The organism is Yersinia aldovae ATCC 35236 (assembly GCF_000173735.1).
GTDB classification, from domain to species: Bacteria; Pseudomonadota; Gammaproteobacteria; order Enterobacterales; family Enterobacteriaceae; genus Yersinia; species Yersinia aldovae.
In genome coordinates, this window is sequence record NZ_ACCB01000001.1 from 154,716 (window position 1) to 173,057 (window position 18,342).

The window sequence follows — 18,342 nt, forward strand, 5'->3', positions numbered from 1 at the left end:
GGCTTAATTTAAAGGTTGTATAGTTAACGCGTTATCCAGCAGATGCAGACGTGCTGCCTGACCGAAATAGCCCGGCGGAATCTGATCACTTAACCAGTACTGCCCTGCGATAGAGACTAGTTCAGCACCCAGATGCGTGCAAAAAATCTGACATTGGGCATCACCGGATGCACCTGCCAGCGCACGGCCTCGCATCATTCCATAGATATGAATATTGCCATCGGCAATTAATTCAGCACCGGCACTGACACTGCTGATAACAATCAAATCGCAATTTCGGGCATAGATCTGTTGGCCAGAACGGACAGGAGTACTGATGATACGTGTCTTGACAGGGGCATTCTCTGGTGGGCTGACGACAGGTTCAGGGGCCATTTTCTGACCTTTGCCTTCGCTCAATAACGGCAAACCTGCCCGTGCTATTGCCCGCTTTTGACGCTCATCCTGACAACCACTGATGCCAACAATACGCAGACCTGCTGAAGTGACAGCCTGTTGTAGATCTTTCCAGTTAGCACCGTTAGGTAACGTTGCAACGTTAATCACAACAGGGGCGTTTTTCAGGAAAGCGGGGGCTTGGTCCACCTTTTCCTGTAAAGCCTGACGGATTACCTCTGGTCGGGCATCATGCAAATGAATGACCGATAGGGTAAAACTACTGCCTTTTAACTCAATTGGCGATTGTGACATCTATCCTGACTCAGTTTCAGCTACGTTTAATCCCCGTAATATCATTCGGGGCACAATATTCCGATGTTCCTAAGCATGTTATAGGTAATATAAAAATAAATCTATCCGTATCAATATATTGAGATCTTAAGTTCACAATTACTCCAAACTGATAGGAAATTACAGCATAAGTTCCTCCTATTCGCTAGCCCCGACCTGCCTATATTTAATTGTTATCACTGTTGTTTTGTACTTGTGTATTTTTTCAACAAATGAATTTGCTGACCTAAAATTTATTTCTACCCATAAAAAGGGCTGTTTTGTATCGAATAGACTTATAGCTCACCAATATTACGGCTTTTAAGATGATGAAATAGAGACAATGAAGAGGTTATTATCCGTTGGTCGAAATACGCAACCGTATTTATTTCAGAAAAATCTCACCTGGGGTCGGGTATTAGTTTTGCTAGTCACTAGTGATTCCTTATTGAGAATGATAATTATTTTGTGATAACTTACGGGTTCGATAAAACATTAGTACAGGAAAATAACGATGAAAAGGAACTTCATCCTGCCATCATTCATCTGTGGTGTAGCTCTATCTTTATCACTTGCGGCACATGCTGATTTTAATTATCACGCTGAAATACCGAAGGATAATAAAGTCCCCACTGACTATTTGGAAAAGCGTAAAGCACTGGCACCCACTGCACCCGACGCGCAATCCTGGCAGCGTCAGGTAGACGAGGCGCAAGCTCGTGCGGATGCAGAGGCGGCAAGACGTAAAAGTGAGAAAAAAGCGAAGTGCGAGGAGCAGGCGTACCACCAAGTCAGGCGTATTGACCGAGACAAGCGCCAATATTATGTACCGCCGCCTTGTATTGGTATCTATTGATATCTGCAACGTGTGAACGTGCAGTCGTGGTATAGTTATCTGCTAATTATGCAGGTTTACTATCGAATTCATCAAATAGAGTCCAGAACATGCTTTGTGCGATTTACAGAAGCCCGAAACGGGATCAAACCTACCTTTATATTGAAAAAAAGATGATTTTTCTCGGGTGCCGGCTGAATTACTCACCCGTTTTGGTCAGCCACAGTTTGCGATGTTGCTGTCGTTAAATGAACGTAAAACCCTCGCTACCGCTGATGTCGAGAAAGTGAAGAACTCATTGGTTGAGCAAGGCTTCTATCTGCAAGTTCCGCCTCCACCAGAAAGCTTGTTAAAAATGCATTTAGGCGAAACTAAAGCATAATGGCGGCGCGGTGTGACCAATGGCGATAAACCCATCGCCATAATCTTTATTTTCATAACGCTCATCGTCATAACATCCACAGCTACAATAGAAGGAAGTTACGGCGTGAAACCCGTCTGACTTGGGATCTTCACACCTGCACAGGGTAGCATTTTAACCAAGGAATACGCCGATGAAATTGTCAATGATCGCACTCGCGCTGGCAGCATTAGTGTCTGCGGGGTGCGCCCATAAAAATACGGCGACACCGCTTATCGTTAGCGCACAGGCGGCTCCTGCGCCCCAATCGATGTTAAGTTCGCCGTCGTCGGCGGGTAACCACACAGCAACTACGTTGTCTCAGCAGGGGCGCTCCCCGGCTGAATTCCCTGCCTATGTTGATGAGTTAAAAGCACAAGCGAGAGCCAAAGGGATTAGTCAGGCGACCCTTGATGTTGCTTTTGCCAACATTCATTTTGTTGACCGGGTTATCCAATCAGACCGTAATCAGTTAGAAAAGAAAGTGACTCTGGATGATTATCTCGCCAAAGTTCTGACTGCGACCAAGATAGAGCAGGGCAAAGAGATTTATCAGCGCTATCAGCCGCAATTATCACAAGTGACCGCACGCTATGGCGTACCCGAACGTTATATTGTTGCGCTGTGGGGCATGGAAAGCGGTTTTGGCAAAATTCAGGGCAAAGAAGATGTGATATCAGCGCTCTCTACGCTGGCCTTTGAAGGGCGTCGGGAAACCTTCTTTACTAACGAATTAATTGCTGCGCTGAAAATAATTCAACAAGGAAAAGTTGATGATCCACAGCTTAAAGGCTCATGGGCCGGTGCGATGGGGCAGAGCCAGTTTATGCCAAGCTCTTTCCTGACCTATGGGGTCGATGGTGATGGCGATGGAAAAATAGATATTTGGAATAATATTGATGATGTATTTGCTTCCACGGCTAACTATCTGTCTACTGAAGGTTGGAAACCCGGCATAGGTTGGGGTCAGGAGGTTGTCTTACCTCAAACTTTTGATGTAAACCAGGCTGGATTGAAAAACGGACAAGCAAAGACAGTCGCTCAATGGCAGCAGTTAGGGTTGACACCGGCTACGGCTGGCCAGTTTGCATCATCTGACCTCCGGGCCTGGGTCATCATTCCGGATGATGTGCGAGGAAGAGCATTTCTGGTTTATGATAATTTCCGGACCATTATGCACTGGAACCGTTCTTACTATTTTGCCATCAGCATCGGTATGATGGCCGATGCTATAAGCCAATAGTCTCTGTTTGCATGGGGAATGGGCTGCGGTGGGGCGTGTCTATCAGCGTGAAACTTCAGGAGAGACAGTATGTATCAACATAGAGACTGGCAAGGGGCTTTGCTGGATTTCCCCGTAAATAAAGTCGTTTGCGTCGGCAGTAACTATGCCGCACATATTAAAGAAATGGGAAGTACAGCCTCTGTCGAGCCAGTGCTGTTTATCAAACCTGAAACGGCACTTTGCGATATTCGCCAGCCTGTCTCTATCCCGAAGGATTTTGGTTCGGTACATCACGAGGTTGAATTGGCCGTTTTGATTGGCACCCCGTTGAAACAAGCGAATGAAGACCGCGTGGCTCGCGCTATTGCAGGGTATGGTGTGGCGCTTGATCTAACCTTGCGTGATTTGCAAGCGGGGTTCAAAAAAGCAGGTCAGCCGTGGGAAAAAGCCAAGGCATTTGATGGCTCTTGCCCCATGTCTGGCTTTATTCCAGTGGCTGAATTTGGCGATGCGCAGCAGGCGGATCTGTTGCTGACAATCAATGGTGAAATCCGTCAACAGGGTAATACCCGTGACATGATCACCCCTATCATTCCGTTAATTATCTATATTAGCCGTTTCTTTACCTTGCGTGCAGGCGATATTGTGCTGACCGGTACACCTCAGGGAGTCGGGCCAATGCAATCGGGTGACATGCTGCAAATCTCATTGAATGGCAAGACGCTGAATACCCGCATAATCTAAGCTAAAATCTGCCGCCAGCGTAATATCCGCAGGCGGCAAGGCTTGCATCTGACCGCTAAAGCGTCTATAACGAGCCGCTTATTTAACGCTATGCTTATTAACTATACCGGATATCGATATGTCACAACTTCCTTTTTGGCAGCAAAAAACACTCGCTGAAATGTCAGATAGTGAATGGGAATCACTGTGCGACGGATGCGGTCAATGCTGTTTGAATAAGCTGATTGATGAGGACACCGATGAGATTTATTTCACCAATGTGGCCTGTGATCAGCTCAATATTAAAACATGCCAGTGTCGTAACTATGAGCGGCGCTTTGAGCTGGAAGAAGATTGCATCAAGCTAACCCGCGAGAATCTGGTGACATTCGAGTGGTTACCACCTACCTGCGCTTATCGCATGGTGGGAGAGGGCCGAGGTTTACCCGACTGGCACCCTTTGTTAACCGGTTCCAAGGCGGCGATGCACGGCGAGCGTATCTCAGTACGCCATATTGCGGTGCGCGAAAGTGAAGTGGTTGACTGGCAAGACCACATTTTAAATAAACCACAGTGGGCCAGATAGTCTGAATTTACTAAGCCAGCTATGGCATACTGGCATCGCAATTTAACCAAGAAACTCAATAAAATGAAATATTCAACATTCGTTGCTGCTATCTTCACCGTTTCAGCGACTTTCGCTAGTATTTACCAGGTTCAAGCCGCTGGGACGTCATTGATTAATCTGGATTGCCAACTGAAAAATGGCGGTAATCTGGCGGCGATATTAGATGGCCCCAATCAACAACTGACCATCGATAAATCCGTTTTTCAGTTCATAAAAGTTAAGCCAGAGGGTCAGGGCGAAGCACTCATATTCCAGAAGGCTAACAGCGAAGAACCGGTTATCGCTTCACTTAATATTTCAGCCATGCCGATACGTCTGGCTATCGTTGATAATGAGCAGGTCAGCCAATATATTTGTACCTATACTTCGGCATAATCTGTTGTTCGCTTAATCGAAAGGGCTACTTTGACTGTGGCCTTTTTGTTATGTATCATGTTGATATTTAAGTTATTTTATAAAATATATGAAAAATAAAAAACAGCAAAAACCATCTTGAATGAGAGGTTTTCTCGAATAAGCTTGATGAATGGTAATAACAGTGTATAATTATTAGTCTGCTAAAATAATAACATAATTAGATCAACGGCAGTTGATAGATAAGATGCTATGCTGGGAAGCTTATTGGTTGGCAGTGTGCTTCTCTGTTGTGCAATGGTCATGCTTAGGCTGTGTAACGTCGGAGTGTACGATGAACGCTTACACCATAATATGACGGCCGGGAAAGTACCGGCACCCTTTCAAAACCCTGGTGACCACTGGGGTTTTTGCTTATGAGCAGCTAAACCGATATAGCAAATCAATTTTTCCCTTTTTTATCAGTAAATGCCTGCTAAAACAGCGAATAGATTAATTCTGAGTCGGCAATGACGCTACCCGCAAAGCAGTTGAGTGAGCCATACATCTGGGGAATTAAATAGCGTGATTGATAACACCGCGGTTATCGCTGCTTCTGCAATCATTGAGGAGGGGGCGGTCATTGGTGCGAATGTACAGATTGGGCACTTTTGCTTCGTTGGTTCTCAAGTCATTATTGGTGCCGGAACAGTACTGAAATCCCATATTGTGATTAATGGTATTACCGAGCTGGGGCAAGACAACCATATTGGGCAATTCTCCTCTATTGGTGAGGTAAATCAGGATCTTAAATATAACGGTGAGCCTACCCGCGTTATTATTGGTAACCGGAATGTGATTGAGCAAAATGTCACTATTCATCGTGGTACGATTCAGGGCAGTAGCCTGACCGCTATGGGTGATGATAATTACCTGATGAGCCATGTGCATATTGGCCATGATTGTATTATCGGTAGCCATTGCTCACTGGCATCGAATGTGGGTTTGGCCGGTCATGTGGAACTGGATGATTTTGTTCTTATTTACGCAGCAAGTGCCATCCATCAGTTTTGTATCATCGGTGCTTATGCACAAATTAATCTCAGTACCTGTGTGGTACAGGATGTACCGCCCTATGTTATTGCGCAGGGGAATAGGGCAAAACCGGTGGGTGTCAGAAGCCAGGGGATGAGTGCCGACGGGAATGAACACCATGCGATTGAACGTGCTTACCAGCTTATCTATCACAGCGGCAAACCGGTGGCTGATGTTAAAGATGAGATTGACGTAATGGCCAGAGAGTGGCAAAGACTGCGAGTTTACAACGCCTTTTTCTCGCGTTCAGCTCGTGGAATTATTCGTTAATCAATTATGGATTGATTAACGAATAAATAAAAATGGCACCATAGCGGTGCCATTAATAGATAAAGATACGTATGGAAATTATCGACCAAACAGATCACGTCTTTTCGGTTTAACAAATTGGCTGATCAGAACCAGAACGCCGATTAACAGGTAGGCGGTAAAAATACCCACCAACCACTGCGGCATCTCCAGTGACAGGAATTCCCATTGTTTTACCGAGCAATCACCGCTGGCGAGAAATACCGCCGGGAACCATTTGTCCAACGGTAGCCACGAGGGGAAGTTGACAAAGAAATCACAGGTGGTAAAAGGCGATGGATGCAGTTGCAGCATCGTATGCACCCAAGCCAACTGAACCCCTCTCCAGGCACTGTAGATCCAGACGGCAATAGCCAGATAACGCAGCGGTGATTTAGGGGCTATTGCACCCAGCAATGATGCGCCGAGAATACCGAATAATGCGGCACGTTCATAAATACACATTACGCAAGGCTGTAGTAGCATAACGTGTTGAAAATAGAGCGCGACTAATTCTAGTGCAAGTGCAGTCAGGGCCATTAATAGCCAAGCACCGCGCCCTTTAGAGCAGCGGTTAAGGAATTGCAACATATCTTTATTTTCCATGCAGTAAGCAATTGTACCGGCAGTGTAAACCAATTCATCTTTGCTGCCAGCCACCCAACTGCAAAATTAGGTAAAAATCAGCGATTTCTCGCGCGTGACAGGGTATCACGAATATCAATTTAACTTTTCGTAAGATATTGGTTTGTTCTGCCAGCGCGTAAACGCCTCTCGGCAAGCCATTGAACGTTGCCGAGAGAAAGTGTAGGGCTGACAGCAGCTATAATGCAAGGTTCAGTGTGTGGTGACAACCCCTGCGGCTATTTTGGCAAGCTTATCCAGCCACTCTGCGTCATCCACTCCGTTGCCGGCACCAATAAAAACTCCACCCCCAGCAGCCCGACTACCGTCATCACAATAGTATAAGGCAGAGCCATATAAACCATGCGGCCATAAGACAGCCGGATTAGTGGTGCCAATGCGGAAGTCAGCAGGAACAAGAAAGCCGCCTGACCATTCGGCGTTGCAACTGAGGGCAGGTTGGTTCCGGTATTAATTGCGACCGCTAATAACTCAAACTGCCCAAGTGAGATAATGCCCTGTTCAAATGCGGTGCGGGCCTCATTGATATAAACGGTACCGACAAAAACATTGTCGGATACGGAGGAGAGCAGGCCATTAAACAGATAAAACAGCGATAACTGCGCCGATGGCGAAGATTGCAACACGAATTGGATGATTGGCGTGAACAGGCTTTGTTCGATTATAACGGCGACCACGGCAAAAAATACGGTCAATAAGGCCGCGAACGGCAACGCTTCCTGAAACGCTTTACCCAGTGAGTGCTCATTCGTGATACCACACAATGAAGTGGCCAGAATAATCACCGATAGCCCTACCAACCCTACCTCGGCCAGATGTAACGCCAGCGCCAACACCAACCAGACGCCAATTAGCGCCTGGATGACCAACTTCATTTTTTCTTGTTTGGTGCGTTTCGCGCCGGCTTGCTTGTCATAATCAGTCAACACCTGGCGCACCCGGCCCGGCAATTGAGCGCCGTAACCAAACAGCTTGAAACGCTCGACAAACAGACAAACTAGCAGGCCGCAACACAGAACCGGTAAGGTCACCGGTAGCATACGCACAAAGAATTCACCAAAATGCCAGCCGGCACTTTTGGCGATAATCAAGTTCTGCGGCTCGCCGACCATGGTCATCACCCCGCCCAAGGCTGTTCCCACACCTGCGTGCATCATCAGACTGCGCAGAAATGCCCGAAACTGCTCCAGTGTTTTGTGGTTCTCCTGGCTCTCAATACCACTGTCATCAGTAATGTCTTTATCGCTATGATTTGACGTAACATGATGATAAATAGTGTAGAAACCAACAGATATGCTGATAACGACTGCAATTACAGTTAATGCATCAAGGAATGCAGAGAGAAAAGCAGAAGCGACGCAAAAGGCTAACGAAAGGATGGTTTTAGAACGGATACTCAGCAACAGTTTGGTAAAGACAAACAACAACAGTTGCTTCATAAAGTAGATGCCTGCCACCATAAATATCAGCAGTAAGAGAACGTCCAAATTAGCAGCTATCTCTTCTGTGACCTGATGTGGGCTGGTCATGCCGATAGCAATGGCCTGAATAGCGAGTAACCCTCCTGGTTGTAATGGGTAACATTTCAGCGCCATCGCCAGGGTGAAAATAAATTCGATTACCAGCATCCAGCCAGCAAGGAAGGGGCTGACAAAGAAGAACACCAGTGGGTTAATGATGAGAAACCCTATTATTGCCAGTTTGTACCAATCGGGTGAGTTACCCAGAAAATTTCTAAGAATAGCTTGTCTGTTTGTCATATCCATCGTCAGTTACAATCCCCTGAATAAATTATTGTGATGCATTACCGCTAAAAGTTATATTTTCCGTTACGTCATTGCTGTAAAAACAGTTCGTATAAACTGCCTGTCATAACAACTGCACAATTTTCGCAACTTTATGACCGCTTTCACCATTTGTTCGGCAGAGTTGCTATATCCGGTTACAGTGGTCTGGTATGATGAGCGCACTAAATTGCTGAAATGTATCGCTACGGAACGTCAAAAAATATGGTTATAAAGGCGCAAAGTCCTGCCGGTTTCGCGGAAGAGTATATTATTGAAAGTATTTGGAATAATCGCTTCCCTCCAGGCACTATTTTGCCCGCGGAGCGTGAACTTTCAGAGCTAATTGGTGTTACCCGCACAACATTGCGTGAAGTGCTGCAACGGCTAGCCCGCGATGGCTGGCTCACTATTCAGCACGGTAAGCCGACGAAAGTAAACAATTTTTGGGAAACTTCTGGTCTCAGTATCTTGGAAACTCTGGCGCGCTTGGATCATGATAGCGTGCCACAATTGATAGATAACTTACTGGCTGTACGAACAAATATTGCGACTATTTTTGTTCGCACGGCAATCCGTAATCATCCGGAGAAGGCTCAGGAAATTCTGGCTGAGGCTAAAACCGTCGATGACAGCGCAGAAGCGTTTACTGCGTTGGATTATGGTATTTTCCGTGGTTTAGCTTTTGCTTCAGGCAATCCGATTTATGGCTTAATCCTGAATGGTTTAAAAGGGTTATATACTCGCGTCGGGCGTTACTACTTCTCTAATCCAGAAGCGCGCCAGTTGGCATTGACGTTCTATAGCAAGCTGTCGCAGTTGTGTGATGATAAAGCCTACGATCAGGTACCGGATAGCCTGCGTGCATACGGTAAAGAGAGTGGTGCTATTTGGCACAGTATGCAGGGCACTATGCCCAGTGATTTGGCGGAAGCCCGTCGCTAGCCGCGTATCGTGATGCAAAGCAAAGGGGCACTGAGTGCCCCTTTTCGTGGCTGTCGGTGGCTATCTAGCACTTATTCGCTTTGGGTGGCACACTATCGAGCAATTCGATGCTGCCATCATCATTCAACTGTTCCATATGAATATCAAATCCCCATAGGCGGTGAATATGTTTCATCACATGCTGACGGCTTTTATCTAATGGTGCCCGATCATGGGGAATGTAACGCAAGGTTAGAGATCGGTCGCCGCGTAAATCCACATTCCAGACCTGAATATTTGGCTCATGATTGCTTAGATTATATTGCGCTGACAATTCATTACGGATAGCACGATAACCCTCCTCATTATGAATGGCTGAAATCTCCAGATAGTTATTCTTATCATCATCAAGCACAGTGAATAGACGAAAATCACGCATTACTTTAGGTGATAGGAACTGGCTAATAAAGCTTTCATCTTTAAAATCGCGCATCGCAAAATGTAGCGTATCCAACCAATCTTTACCGGCGATATCCGGGAACCAGTAGTAGTCTTCTTCCGTCGGCGATTGACAGATACGTTTAATGTCCTGGAACATGGCAAACCCAAGTGCGTAGGGGTTTATTCCGTTGTAATAAGGGCTGTTATACGGCGGCTGATACACCACATTGGTATGGCTGTGCAAGAACTCCATCATAAAACGGTCAGTCACCCGGCCTTCATCGTACAGGTGATTAAGAATGGTGTAATGCCAAAATGTCGCCCAGCCTTCATTCATCACTTGTGTTTGTTTTTGCGGATAAAAATACTGGCTGACCTTGCGCACAATGCGTAATACTTCTCGCTGCCATGATTCCAGTAGCGGTGCATTCTTCTCCATAAAGTAGAGCAGGTTCTCTTGTGGCTCACTGGGGTAGCGGTGTGCCTGCGCCAGCACTTCGCCCTTATCTTTGCGGGGTAAGGTTTTCCATAACGAGTTGACCTGACTTTGCAGATACTCCTCACGACTTTTCTGACGAGCGGTTTCCTCGACCAACGAAATTTTTTGCGGCCTTTTATAGCGGTCAACACCGTAGTTCATGAGTGCATGGCATGAGTCGAGTAACCGCTCAACTTCCTCTACGCCATAGCGCTCCTCGCATTCACTGATGTAATGGCGGGCAAACAATAGATAATCCACGATGGAGCTGGCATCAGTCCATGCGCGGAATAAGTAGTTGTTTTTAAAGAATGAGTTATGGCCATAGCAGGCATGAGCCATCACCAGTGCTTGCATAGTGATGGTGTTTTCTTCCATCAAATAGGCGATGCAGGGATTGGAGTTAATCACAATTTCGTAGGCTAACCCCTGCTGGCCATGTTTGTACTTTTGTTCGGTTTCAATGAATTTTTTGCCAAACGACCAATGGGTATAGTTAATGGGCATACCAATACTTGAGTAAGCATCCATCATTTGTTCTGAGGTTATTACCTCAATCTGGTGGGGATAGGTATCGAGCCGGTAATGTTTTGCCACCCGGTCTATCTGATCCAAATAGACCTGCAACAATTCAAATGTCCAGTCCGGGCCGTCAGTCAGGCGCTTATCTTGCGCAGTTTGTTTCGGTGTTGAAGTTGTCATTAGCGCATCCTCACGGTTTATAACCCTGCAAAATACCAGTCACTTCAATAATCCTAGCTCAATATGAACAAACTGAGGCATGGCAAGACCTTATGTCAATATAGATTATTTTTTAGCGTGAGAAGGGATATTCTCAAAAATGATTTTATCGGGATAATGTCCTGATTATTTGTCTATTTTACAGAATATAAATCTAATAAAATAGCGTTTGGCGATATGCGTATTATCCATGCTATTAATATGGCTAATAGCATCATTTTATTGTCTTTATCCCTCTTGTAGGGTGAAAAATAGGGATTTATCGTTATTTTTCTAAAACCATTGAATGGAGAAGTTATCGCAAGGTAAATTAATTGTGAATAATCTCACAGTCTGTAATTAATCTGTTGGCTAGTTTTTTCCACTGGGTTAACTTTCTGTCAACAGAATATTATGCTTTGTGTCTGATGTTGAGGTGAGGATGATATGCGCGTTGTCATTTTAGGAAGTGGCGTGGTCGGGGTAGCCAGCGCCTGGTATTTAGCGAAAGACGGTCATGATGTTACCGTGATTGACCGTCAAGCGGGGCCGGCACAGGAAACCAGTGCCGCCAATGCGGGCCAGATTTCACCGGGATATGCCGCACCCTGGGCCGCGCCAGGGGTGCCTCTTAAGGCAATCAAATGGATGTTCCAACGCCATGCACCTCTGGCAATCCATCTGGATGGCAGCAGTTTCCAATTACGCTGGATGTGGCAGATGTTGAGAAACTGCGATACCTCTCACTATATGACCAATAAAAGTCGCATGGTGCGTCTGGCCGAATATAGCCGTGATTGCCTAAAAGACCTGCGGGAAGATACCGGTATCCAGTATGAAGGGCGTCAGGGCGGCACATTACAACTGTTTCGCACCGAACAACAATTTGATAATGCGGCGAAAGATATCGCGGTGCTGGATGATGCAGGTGTGCCGTATTCGCTGTTGACCGCAGAGCAACTGGCAACCGTTGAGCCTGCACTGGCTCAGGTTTCGCATAAACTGACCGGTGGTTTACGTTTGCCAAATGATGAAACCGGTGACTGCAAGTTATTTACCGAACGGTTGGCAAAAATGGCAGAACAGGCTGGGGTGAAGTTCATTTTTAATTGCGCCGTGGATCAGTTGCTGGTGGACCGCGATCAGATTGCTGGCGTGCTATGTGGTGATGACATTATCAAGGCTGACGCCTATGTGGTGGCTTTTGGCGCTTATTCTACCTCGCTCCTGGCCGGATTAGTGTCGATTCCGGTCTATCCGCTGAAGGGCTATTCTCTGACCATACCCATTACAAATCCTGATTATGCGCCGGTATCCACGGTGCTGGATGAAACTTACAAGATTGCTATTACTCGTTTTGATGATCGTATCCGCGTTGGGGGAATGGCTGAAATCGTCGGTTTTAATACCCAACTGGCATCCGCGCGACGAGAAACACTGGAAATGGTGGTCGGTGATTTATATCCCCACGGTGGCAATATCAGCGAGGCGACATTCTGGACCGGTTTACGCCCAATGACGCCGGATGGCACGCCTATTGTGGGCAGAACTTCGCTTAAGAATCTCTATTTAAATACCGGTCATGGCACATTGGGCTGGACGATGGCATGTGGGTCGGGCCAATTATTGGCTGACATTATGTATGGCCGCCGGCCGGCTATTTTAGCTGATGACCTCTCCGTCGCCCGGTATAGCGCGGGTTTTCGGCCACTGAATCTCGCGCCTTTACACGATATTCATCCGGTTCGTTAATGAGATTCAACTGATAATGACTGCCGACCCGATATTTCACACCGTTGGCAGTGAATAACTGAAGACTGTTTTGGAAGGAACGCCCATGCCTCGCCCCATTGCCGCTAAGCTGAATTTATCTGCTCTGAATCATAATCTGAATATTGTTCGTCAACATGTTGGTACAAGCAAAATCTGGTCGGTTGTGAAAGCCAATGCTTATGGCCACGGTTTGGCACGAGTTTGGCCGGGGTTGGCCGCCACGGATGGGTTTGCGTTGCTGGATCTCAATGAGGCGGTGCTGCTGCGTGAGCAGGGCTGGCAGGGGCCGATTTTGCTGCTCGAAGGTTTTTTCCAACCACCGGATTTGGCCCTGGTCGATCATTACCGGCTGACCACCACAGTGCATAGTGATTGGCAGCTTGAGGCGATTCGTGCAGCCCGCCTGGATGCGCCGCTCAATATTTATTTGAAACTTAATAGCGGTATGAATCGTCTCGGTTTCCCGTCTGAGCAAGCTGAGGCGGTGTGGCAATGGGCCAATAGCCTGAGCAATGTGGCTGAGGTGACACTCATGAGCCATTTTGCCAATGCAGATAATCATATTGGTGCGGGTGAGCAATTCGCACGGATTCAACACGTCAGCGAACATATTTCGGCGGCGCGCTGCTTTGCTAATTCGGCGGCAATACTGCGCCACCCTGAAACCCATTATGACTGGGTGCGTCCGGGGATCATTCTGTATGGTGCGTCTCCCAGCGGCGACATTGCCGATATCGCCGCTTTAGGTTTGCGCCCGGTGATGAGTTTGCACAGTGAAATTATCGCCTTACAAACGCTGTCAGTCGGGCACAGCGTGGGCTATGGCAGCCACTATTGCGCAAGCGAACCGCATCGTATCGGTGTGGTTGCTTGCGGCTATGCCGATGGTTACCCTCGGCTGGCTCCAGGTGGAACACCAATAAGGGTCGATGGCGTATTAACGCATACTGTCGGAGCCGTTTCGATGGATATGCTAACGGTGGATTTGACGCCATGCCCGCAGGCGGGTGTCGGCAGTAAGGTGGAGGTCTGGGGGGAGCATCTGCCTATCGATAATGTCGCCGCAGCGGCAGGTACGGTAGGTTATGAGTTGATGTGTGCGCTGGCAGGCCGCGTGCCAGTGACCGTCCAGCGCAGCTAGATTAGTGTTAGTTTATTTTTTCCAGTTTGCCGCGAACATGTCTGCTGGCGCGGCGTGCCTGCCATGCCAGTAGGCACCCTGCCAGCATCACGATAGCCAGAGATAACTTAGGCTCAATAGGTAACGCCATCGCCAACAGGCCCAATGCGGCTCCACCGGCCATTTGCACAAAACCGACCAACGCCGAAGCCACACCCGCTTCATTGGCATAGGGTTCCAGTGCATAACTGGTGGCAGGCCCCATCATAAAGGCTAAACCGGCGCAGGCACTGGCAACGGGTAGCATATAAACCAGCCAGTGTTGCTGTAGCTCTGGCGACAATCGAAGGCCATACAACAGACTGAAACACCCGAGTGCCATCAACACGCTACCGGTCATCAGGCAGGCAGGGCGGCCCACTTTTTGGATAATCCTATTGGCAAAGAAGCTCACCGCCATAATCCAAAAACCATTAGCACCAAAAACCAGTGAGAATTGTAATGGACTCAGCCCTGCACCCACCATTAAGACATTCGGTGCCAGCGAGACGTAAGTGAGAGCCATACCCATCGCGCCGGCGTTAACCAGAGCGAATACCAAAAAGCGATCATCGCGCAAAATGCGCAGATAGTTCTTTATCGGCAGCCCGTTCACCGCTTGCGTACCCGCTGGGCGAGTTTCTGGCAGGAAGACGATAATCAGGATTAACACCAACAACCCATATAACGCGAGGAACCAGAAGGGTGCCCGCCAGCCAAATGCTTCTGCGAGTAAGCCACCCAGCAGTGGCGCTAAGGCAGGAACGATATTCAGCGTACCATTAAGAAATCCAAAAGCTCGCGCCGCATCATTGCCACTTAGACGGTCACGCACACCGCTGAATGCCACTACCGCTGTGCAGCATACCGCTACACCTTGTAACAGGCGGGAACTGACGAACATGGTTGGGTTAACGGCAAGGGCGGCCATTATCGCTCCCAGCATGTAAAGAATGATGCCGATAATGGCGATGGGTTTGCGGCCATATTTATCAACCAGCGGCCCGGCAATCAGTTGACCTATGCCTAATACCATAATAAATAAGGCGATTGTCGATTGAATCAGTGATTCACTGCTATTTAGCCCTTTGGCTATGGCAGGGATGGTCGGTAAGTAGAGGTCGATACCGAGCGGGCCAAGCAGGATCAGACTTAACAGCAGAAAAAGGAATTTTTGCATAACAGAAAAACAACATCCAAATGACGAAGGTGGTGAGGATAAAGAATTTACCGACAGATGAAAAGATTTAGCACAACCTAAACTGACGATAGTGACAATGTCACTTATTCACGCTCTTAAGACTCTAGTAGATTACTACAACTGATGATATATCTCTTGTTATTCATTAGTTAACTTGGATTAGTTAACGGCTGGTGCGGTGTTCCAGCCATTGTTCCAGTTTGATGGCGGGAAGGGCTTCTGAGAACAGAAAACCTTGACCAATTTGATAACCCTGCCGACTTAATAACGTGCGTTGGGCTTCATTTTCTACTCCCTCGACAATCACCGACAGTTGCAGGCTTTCGCCAATACGGATGACGGCTTCGCTCAAGGTACGGCTGGTTTCGTCATGTTCAAGGTCGTGGACAAAGCTTTTATCGAGCTTGATCTCGTCTAAATCCAAGCGGCGTAGATAACTTAAGCTGGAATAACCGGTGCCAAAGTCATCCATCGATAACCGTACGCCCATTCGATGGATTTTTTCTATGGTGACGAAAATTGCGGCATTATTTTCAATTAATATATCTTCGGTAATCTCCAGCGTTAGATCCTGTGGTGGTAAATGATTGCGCTGCAAAATATGTAAAATCATTTCAGGCAAACCGGGATTATGAAAGTTGGTGGGTGATAAGTTAACCGAGATCGAGGGCACTTCAATCCCCCGTAACCGCCAATCCGCCAGTTGCCGGCAGGCGGTTTCAATTGCCCAGAGCGCAAGTTCATTGATCAAACCACACTCTTCGGCCAGCGGAATAAAACGCTGGGGCAGGATATTGCCCAATATTGGATGAACCCAGCGACTCAACGCCTCCACGCCATACAGATGCCCATCTTTGAGCATAACTTGCGGTTGATAGAATAATTCAAGTGAGCCGATATGGAATGCGTTACGCAGTGCATCTTCCATGTCCTGACGCTGCTGATTGAGATTATTCATTTCGGCACTGAAGAAATTGAAATGCCCATACCCCATATTCTTTGCTTTGTGCATGGCGATATCAGCATGGATCATTAGCGTATCCAGATCGCTGCCATTTTCCGGGTATAAACTGATCCCAACACTGGCTGAAGGGATAATATTCATATCTGCAATCTGACACGGCTGGGACAGCAGACTGAGCATTTTTTCCACTTTGAGGGTGGCTTGCTGCATGGTGCTGGGGGCTAAAATAATAATAAATTCATCGCCAGACAGTCGGCCAAGGGTGTCACCTTTTGACACGTCGTTACGTAACCGTTGAGCGATGGCGGCGAGCAGTTCATCACCCGCGGCATGGCCGAGTGAATCATTAACCTGTTTAAATCGATCCAGATTAATCACTAATACCGCGAGTGTGTGGCCACGTTCATCAGCCTGTACGATGGCTTGTTTAGCATATACCTGAAACTGATTGCGATTCGGCAGGCCCGTTAGCGAATCATAAAATGCCAGGTGCTGAATCTGTTTACGCGATTGTTCCCGTTCCATCGCTAAAGCGCACAAATTGGCGATCAATTTTACCAGTTGATAATGAAACTCGCTGGGGCCGCGTATTTCTTTGTAATAAAAAGCAAATGTGCCCAGAATCTGCCCCTGGCTGGAGAGAATCGGCGTTGACCAACATGCCAGCAGCCCATGAGGTAGAATTAAGTGACGATAATTATCCCACAGTGGGTCGGTGGCAATGTCCTGGACTTCAACCGGTTTTTTACGAAATGCTGCCGTACCACAGGAGCCATCGAACGGACTAATGGGTACACAGGCCAATGCTGCCGTGTAAGTGAGTGGCAGACCTGGAGCCGCCAGATGGCTGAGGTGGTTTTGTCCGTTGGCCTGCAAGATGCTGGCGGTGACTTCTGGTGCGATGCGCTCAACTTCGTGACACAGCAGTGACATCACATCTTCCAGTGAGTGTTCTTTTATCAGTGCTTCCAATACCTTATATTGCAGCACTTCATACATTTTAGTCAGGGTAATATCGGTTAATACCCCGATGCTATAACTCGACTTTCCCTGTTTATCCACCAGTGAATTGATAACCGCTGAACACCAGTGGGGTTGCTTGTCTTTGCTGTAAAACAGCTCTTTAGGTAACAATTGTTGTTGTGCATTTGGCGAAGTCGAATCGTTCAACACCAATTGTTCAGGATGCGCACTTTGTAGCAGGCCAACCATGTTCTGGCCCAGTGCCTGCTCGGGCGTGTAACCGAATAACTGGGTAAAACCCTGATTAATGTAGACGGCCTGTTGTCCATGTACACTGTTTGCAGCAATGAACATGGCACTGTCACTGCGATCTGTTAATTGCGTTAATAGCTCTACCCATCCCTGAGTCGCTTTTTGCTGTTCAATCAGGAGCGTAATGTCTTTGGCAATTTTCACCATTCGGTTCACGCTGCCATCCGGCCCACGTACCGGTTGATAGATAGCGGCCAGCCAGACCGTTGAGCCATCTTTATGTAACCGTTCAAAACGGCCTTCTAACGACTCGCCAGCTAATAGGCATTCTTTTAAGGTTTGGTATTCCTCACTGGCGGCATAGTTTGGGTGACAAAACATTAAATGATACTGACCAATTACGTCTTCACGTTGATAGCCAAAATAATCCAGATAGTTTTGATTAACGTCGATAATACGGCTGGTAAGATCAAACTCAATAATTGCCAATGAGCTATCCAGGGCGCTTAATAGCGCACTATTTTCATCAAACTCAGGCTGAAGTACTCCTGGCGACACGGCTGTTTTTTGGGATTTCATGGTGAATTCCTATGCGATGCATCCGGTAGCTGTCTTAGTTAAATAACACGGCTGTTATAACTATTCAGATATCACTATTCTTTATTAAAAAAATAGGGTAAAGGATAATTATCAAAATATGAGTTAACTAAAAAATACGGCAGTCTTCTTTATTTCGGCAGAGTGCTAACTTTATGATTAAAAATAGAAACCAGTGTATTACTAAGCGAGTAATAGAATTATTT

General features: G+C 47.0%; 15 protein-coding genes and 1 pseudogene. 10 read left to right on the plus strand and 6 right to left on the minus strand.

Annotation, left to right across the window (positions count from 1 at the left end; all coding sequences use genetic code 11):
* Positions 1–3 precede the first annotated feature (3 nt).
* The gene (gene minC / locus YALDO0001_RS00665) at positions 4–690 is read right to left on the minus strand and encodes a septum site-determining protein MinC (RefSeq protein ID WP_004699065.1); all 687 of its coding nucleotides are present in this window, start codon (positions 688–690) and stop codon (positions 4–6) included.
* Between the two features lie 532 nt (positions 691–1,222).
* Between minC and YALDO0001_RS00670 the strand changes: the two genes are divergently transcribed.
* From YALDO0001_RS00670 to lpxA, 7 genes and pseudogenes are all read left to right on the plus strand, one after another.
* Positions 1,223–1,564, plus strand: coding sequence for a hypothetical protein (locus tag YALDO0001_RS00670; protein WP_004699067.1), 342 nt, complete (start codon positions 1,223–1,225; stop codon positions 1,562–1,564).
* 89 nt (positions 1,565–1,653) lie between these two features.
* Positions 1,654–1,925: pseudogene (locus YALDO0001_RS00675) on the plus strand (YcgL domain-containing protein).
* 172 nt (positions 1,926–2,097) lie between these two features.
* The gene (locus YALDO0001_RS00680) at positions 2,098–3,186 is read left to right on the plus strand and encodes a lytic murein transglycosylase (protein WP_042839180.1); all 1,089 of its coding nucleotides are present in this window, start codon (positions 2,098–2,100) and stop codon (positions 3,184–3,186) included.
* A 69-nt stretch (positions 3,187–3,255) separates the two neighbouring features.
* Positions 3,256–3,912, plus strand: a complete 657-nt coding sequence (locus tag YALDO0001_RS00685; RefSeq protein WP_004699073.1) for a fumarylacetoacetate hydrolase family protein — start codon at positions 3,256–3,258, stop codon at positions 3,910–3,912.
* A 118-nt stretch (positions 3,913–4,030) separates the two neighbouring features.
* Positions 4,031–4,477 (plus strand): cysteine cluster protein YcgN, encoded by a 447-nt coding sequence (gene ycgN, locus YALDO0001_RS00690; protein WP_004699075.1) that lies wholly within the window; start codon positions 4,031–4,033, stop codon positions 4,475–4,477.
* A gap of 63 nt (positions 4,478–4,540) precedes the next feature.
* Entirely contained in the window at positions 4,541–4,894 is a 354-nt protein-coding gene (locus YALDO0001_RS00695; protein ID WP_042839181.1) for a hypothetical protein, read from the plus strand.
* 543 nt (positions 4,895–5,437) lie between these two features.
* Positions 5,438–6,217 (plus strand): acyl-ACP--UDP-N-acetylglucosamine O-acyltransferase, encoded by a 780-nt coding sequence (gene lpxA, locus YALDO0001_RS00700; protein WP_004699079.1) that lies wholly within the window; start codon positions 5,438–5,440, stop codon positions 6,215–6,217.
* A gap of 78 nt (positions 6,218–6,295) precedes the next feature.
* On the opposite strand, the gene dsbB is transcribed toward lpxA, so the two are convergent.
* Together dsbB and nhaB are read right to left on the minus strand one after the other, a co-directional pair.
* Positions 6,296–6,826, minus strand: coding sequence for a disulfide bond formation protein DsbB (gene dsbB, locus YALDO0001_RS00705; protein WP_042839215.1), 531 nt, complete (start codon positions 6,824–6,826; stop codon positions 6,296–6,298).
* A gap of 272 nt (positions 6,827–7,098) precedes the next feature.
* Entirely contained in the window at positions 7,099–8,646 is a 1,548-nt protein-coding gene (gene nhaB / locus YALDO0001_RS00710; RefSeq protein ID WP_004699083.1) for a sodium/proton antiporter NhaB, read from the minus strand.
* A 243-nt stretch (positions 8,647–8,889) separates the two neighbouring features.
* Here nhaB and fadR point away from each other — a divergent pair, with 243 nt between their 5' ends.
* Positions 8,890–9,609, plus strand: a complete 720-nt coding sequence (gene fadR, locus YALDO0001_RS00715) for a fatty acid metabolism transcriptional regulator FadR (RefSeq protein WP_042839182.1) — start codon at positions 8,890–8,892, stop codon at positions 9,607–9,609.
* Between the two features lie 64 nt (positions 9,610–9,673).
* On the opposite strand, the gene YALDO0001_RS00720 is transcribed toward fadR, so the two are convergent.
* A complete protein-coding gene (locus YALDO0001_RS00720; protein WP_004699087.1) occupies positions 9,674–11,209 on the minus strand; it encodes a SpoVR family protein in 1,536 nt (511 codons plus the stop codon).
* A gap of 465 nt (positions 11,210–11,674) precedes the next feature.
* Between YALDO0001_RS00720 and YALDO0001_RS00725 the strand changes: the two genes are divergently transcribed.
* Both YALDO0001_RS00725 and dadX read left to right on the plus strand, forming a co-directional pair.
* A complete protein-coding gene (locus tag YALDO0001_RS00725; protein WP_004699089.1) occupies positions 11,675–12,979 on the plus strand; it encodes a D-amino acid dehydrogenase in 1,305 nt (434 codons plus the stop codon).
* An 85-nt stretch (positions 12,980–13,064) separates the two neighbouring features.
* Complete coding sequence (gene dadX / locus YALDO0001_RS00730; protein ID WP_004699091.1) at positions 13,065–14,141, plus strand: catabolic alanine racemase DadX; 1,077 nt, start codon at positions 13,065–13,067, stop codon at positions 14,139–14,141.
* A 7-nt stretch (positions 14,142–14,148) separates the two neighbouring features.
* On the opposite strand, the gene YALDO0001_RS00735 is transcribed toward dadX, so the two are convergent.
* Positions 14,149–15,339 carry a multidrug effflux MFS transporter gene (locus tag YALDO0001_RS00735; RefSeq protein ID WP_004699092.1) on the minus strand — a complete coding sequence of 397 codons (1,191 nt, stop codon included), beginning with the start codon at positions 15,337–15,339 and terminating at the stop codon, positions 14,149–14,151.
* A 184-nt stretch (positions 15,340–15,523) separates the two neighbouring features.
* Positions 15,524–18,118, minus strand: a complete 2,595-nt coding sequence (locus tag YALDO0001_RS00740; protein ID WP_004699095.1) for a bifunctional diguanylate cyclase/phosphodiesterase — start codon at positions 18,116–18,118, stop codon at positions 15,524–15,526.
* Between the last annotated feature and the right edge of the window lie 224 nt (positions 18,119–18,342).

What these genes read in the sequence shown, in the direction of transcription:
- ycgN (WP_004699075.1), top strand. Translation starts at nt 4,031, where the DNA reads ATGTCACAACTTCCTTTTTGGCAGCAAAAAACACTCGCTGAAATGTCA.
- YALDO0001_RS00695 (WP_042839181.1), top strand. Translation starts at nt 4,541, where the DNA reads ATGAAATATTCAACATTCGTTGCTGCTATCTTCACCGTTTCAGCGACT.
- YALDO0001_RS00670 (WP_004699067.1), top strand. Translation starts at nt 1,223, where the DNA reads ATGAAAAGGAACTTCATCCTGCCATCATTCATCTGTGGTGTAGCTCTA.
- YALDO0001_RS00735 (WP_004699092.1), bottom strand. Translation starts at nt 15,339, where the DNA reads ATGCAAAAATTCCTTTTTCTGCTGTTAAGTCTGATCCTGCTTGGCCCG.
- YALDO0001_RS00685 (WP_004699073.1), top strand. Translation starts at nt 3,256, where the DNA reads ATGTATCAACATAGAGACTGGCAAGGGGCTTTGCTGGATTTCCCCGTA.
- fadR (WP_042839182.1), top strand. Translation starts at nt 8,890, where the DNA reads ATGGTTATAAAGGCGCAAAGTCCTGCCGGTTTCGCGGAAGAGTATATT.
- nhaB (WP_004699083.1), bottom strand. Translation starts at nt 8,646, where the DNA reads ATGGATATGACAAACAGACAAGCTATTCTTAGAAATTTTCTGGGTAAC.
- YALDO0001_RS00725 (WP_004699089.1), top strand. Translation starts at nt 11,675, where the DNA reads ATGCGCGTTGTCATTTTAGGAAGTGGCGTGGTCGGGGTAGCCAGCGCC.
- YALDO0001_RS00720 (WP_004699087.1), bottom strand. Translation starts at nt 11,209, where the DNA reads ATGACAACTTCAACACCGAAACAAACTGCGCAAGATAAGCGCCTGACT.
- dsbB (WP_042839215.1), bottom strand. Translation starts at nt 6,826, where the DNA reads ATGTTGCAATTCCTTAACCGCTGCTCTAAAGGGCGCGGTGCTTGGCTA.
- YALDO0001_RS00740 (WP_004699095.1), bottom strand. Translation starts at nt 18,118, where the DNA reads ATGAAATCCCAAAAAACAGCCGTGTCGCCAGGAGTACTTCAGCCTGAG.
- YALDO0001_RS00680 (WP_042839180.1), top strand. Translation starts at nt 2,098, where the DNA reads ATGAAATTGTCAATGATCGCACTCGCGCTGGCAGCATTAGTGTCTGCG.
- dadX (WP_004699091.1), top strand. Translation starts at nt 13,065, where the DNA reads ATGCCTCGCCCCATTGCCGCTAAGCTGAATTTATCTGCTCTGAATCAT.
- minC (WP_004699065.1), bottom strand. Translation starts at nt 690, where the DNA reads ATGTCACAATCGCCAATTGAGTTAAAAGGCAGTAGTTTTACCCTATCG.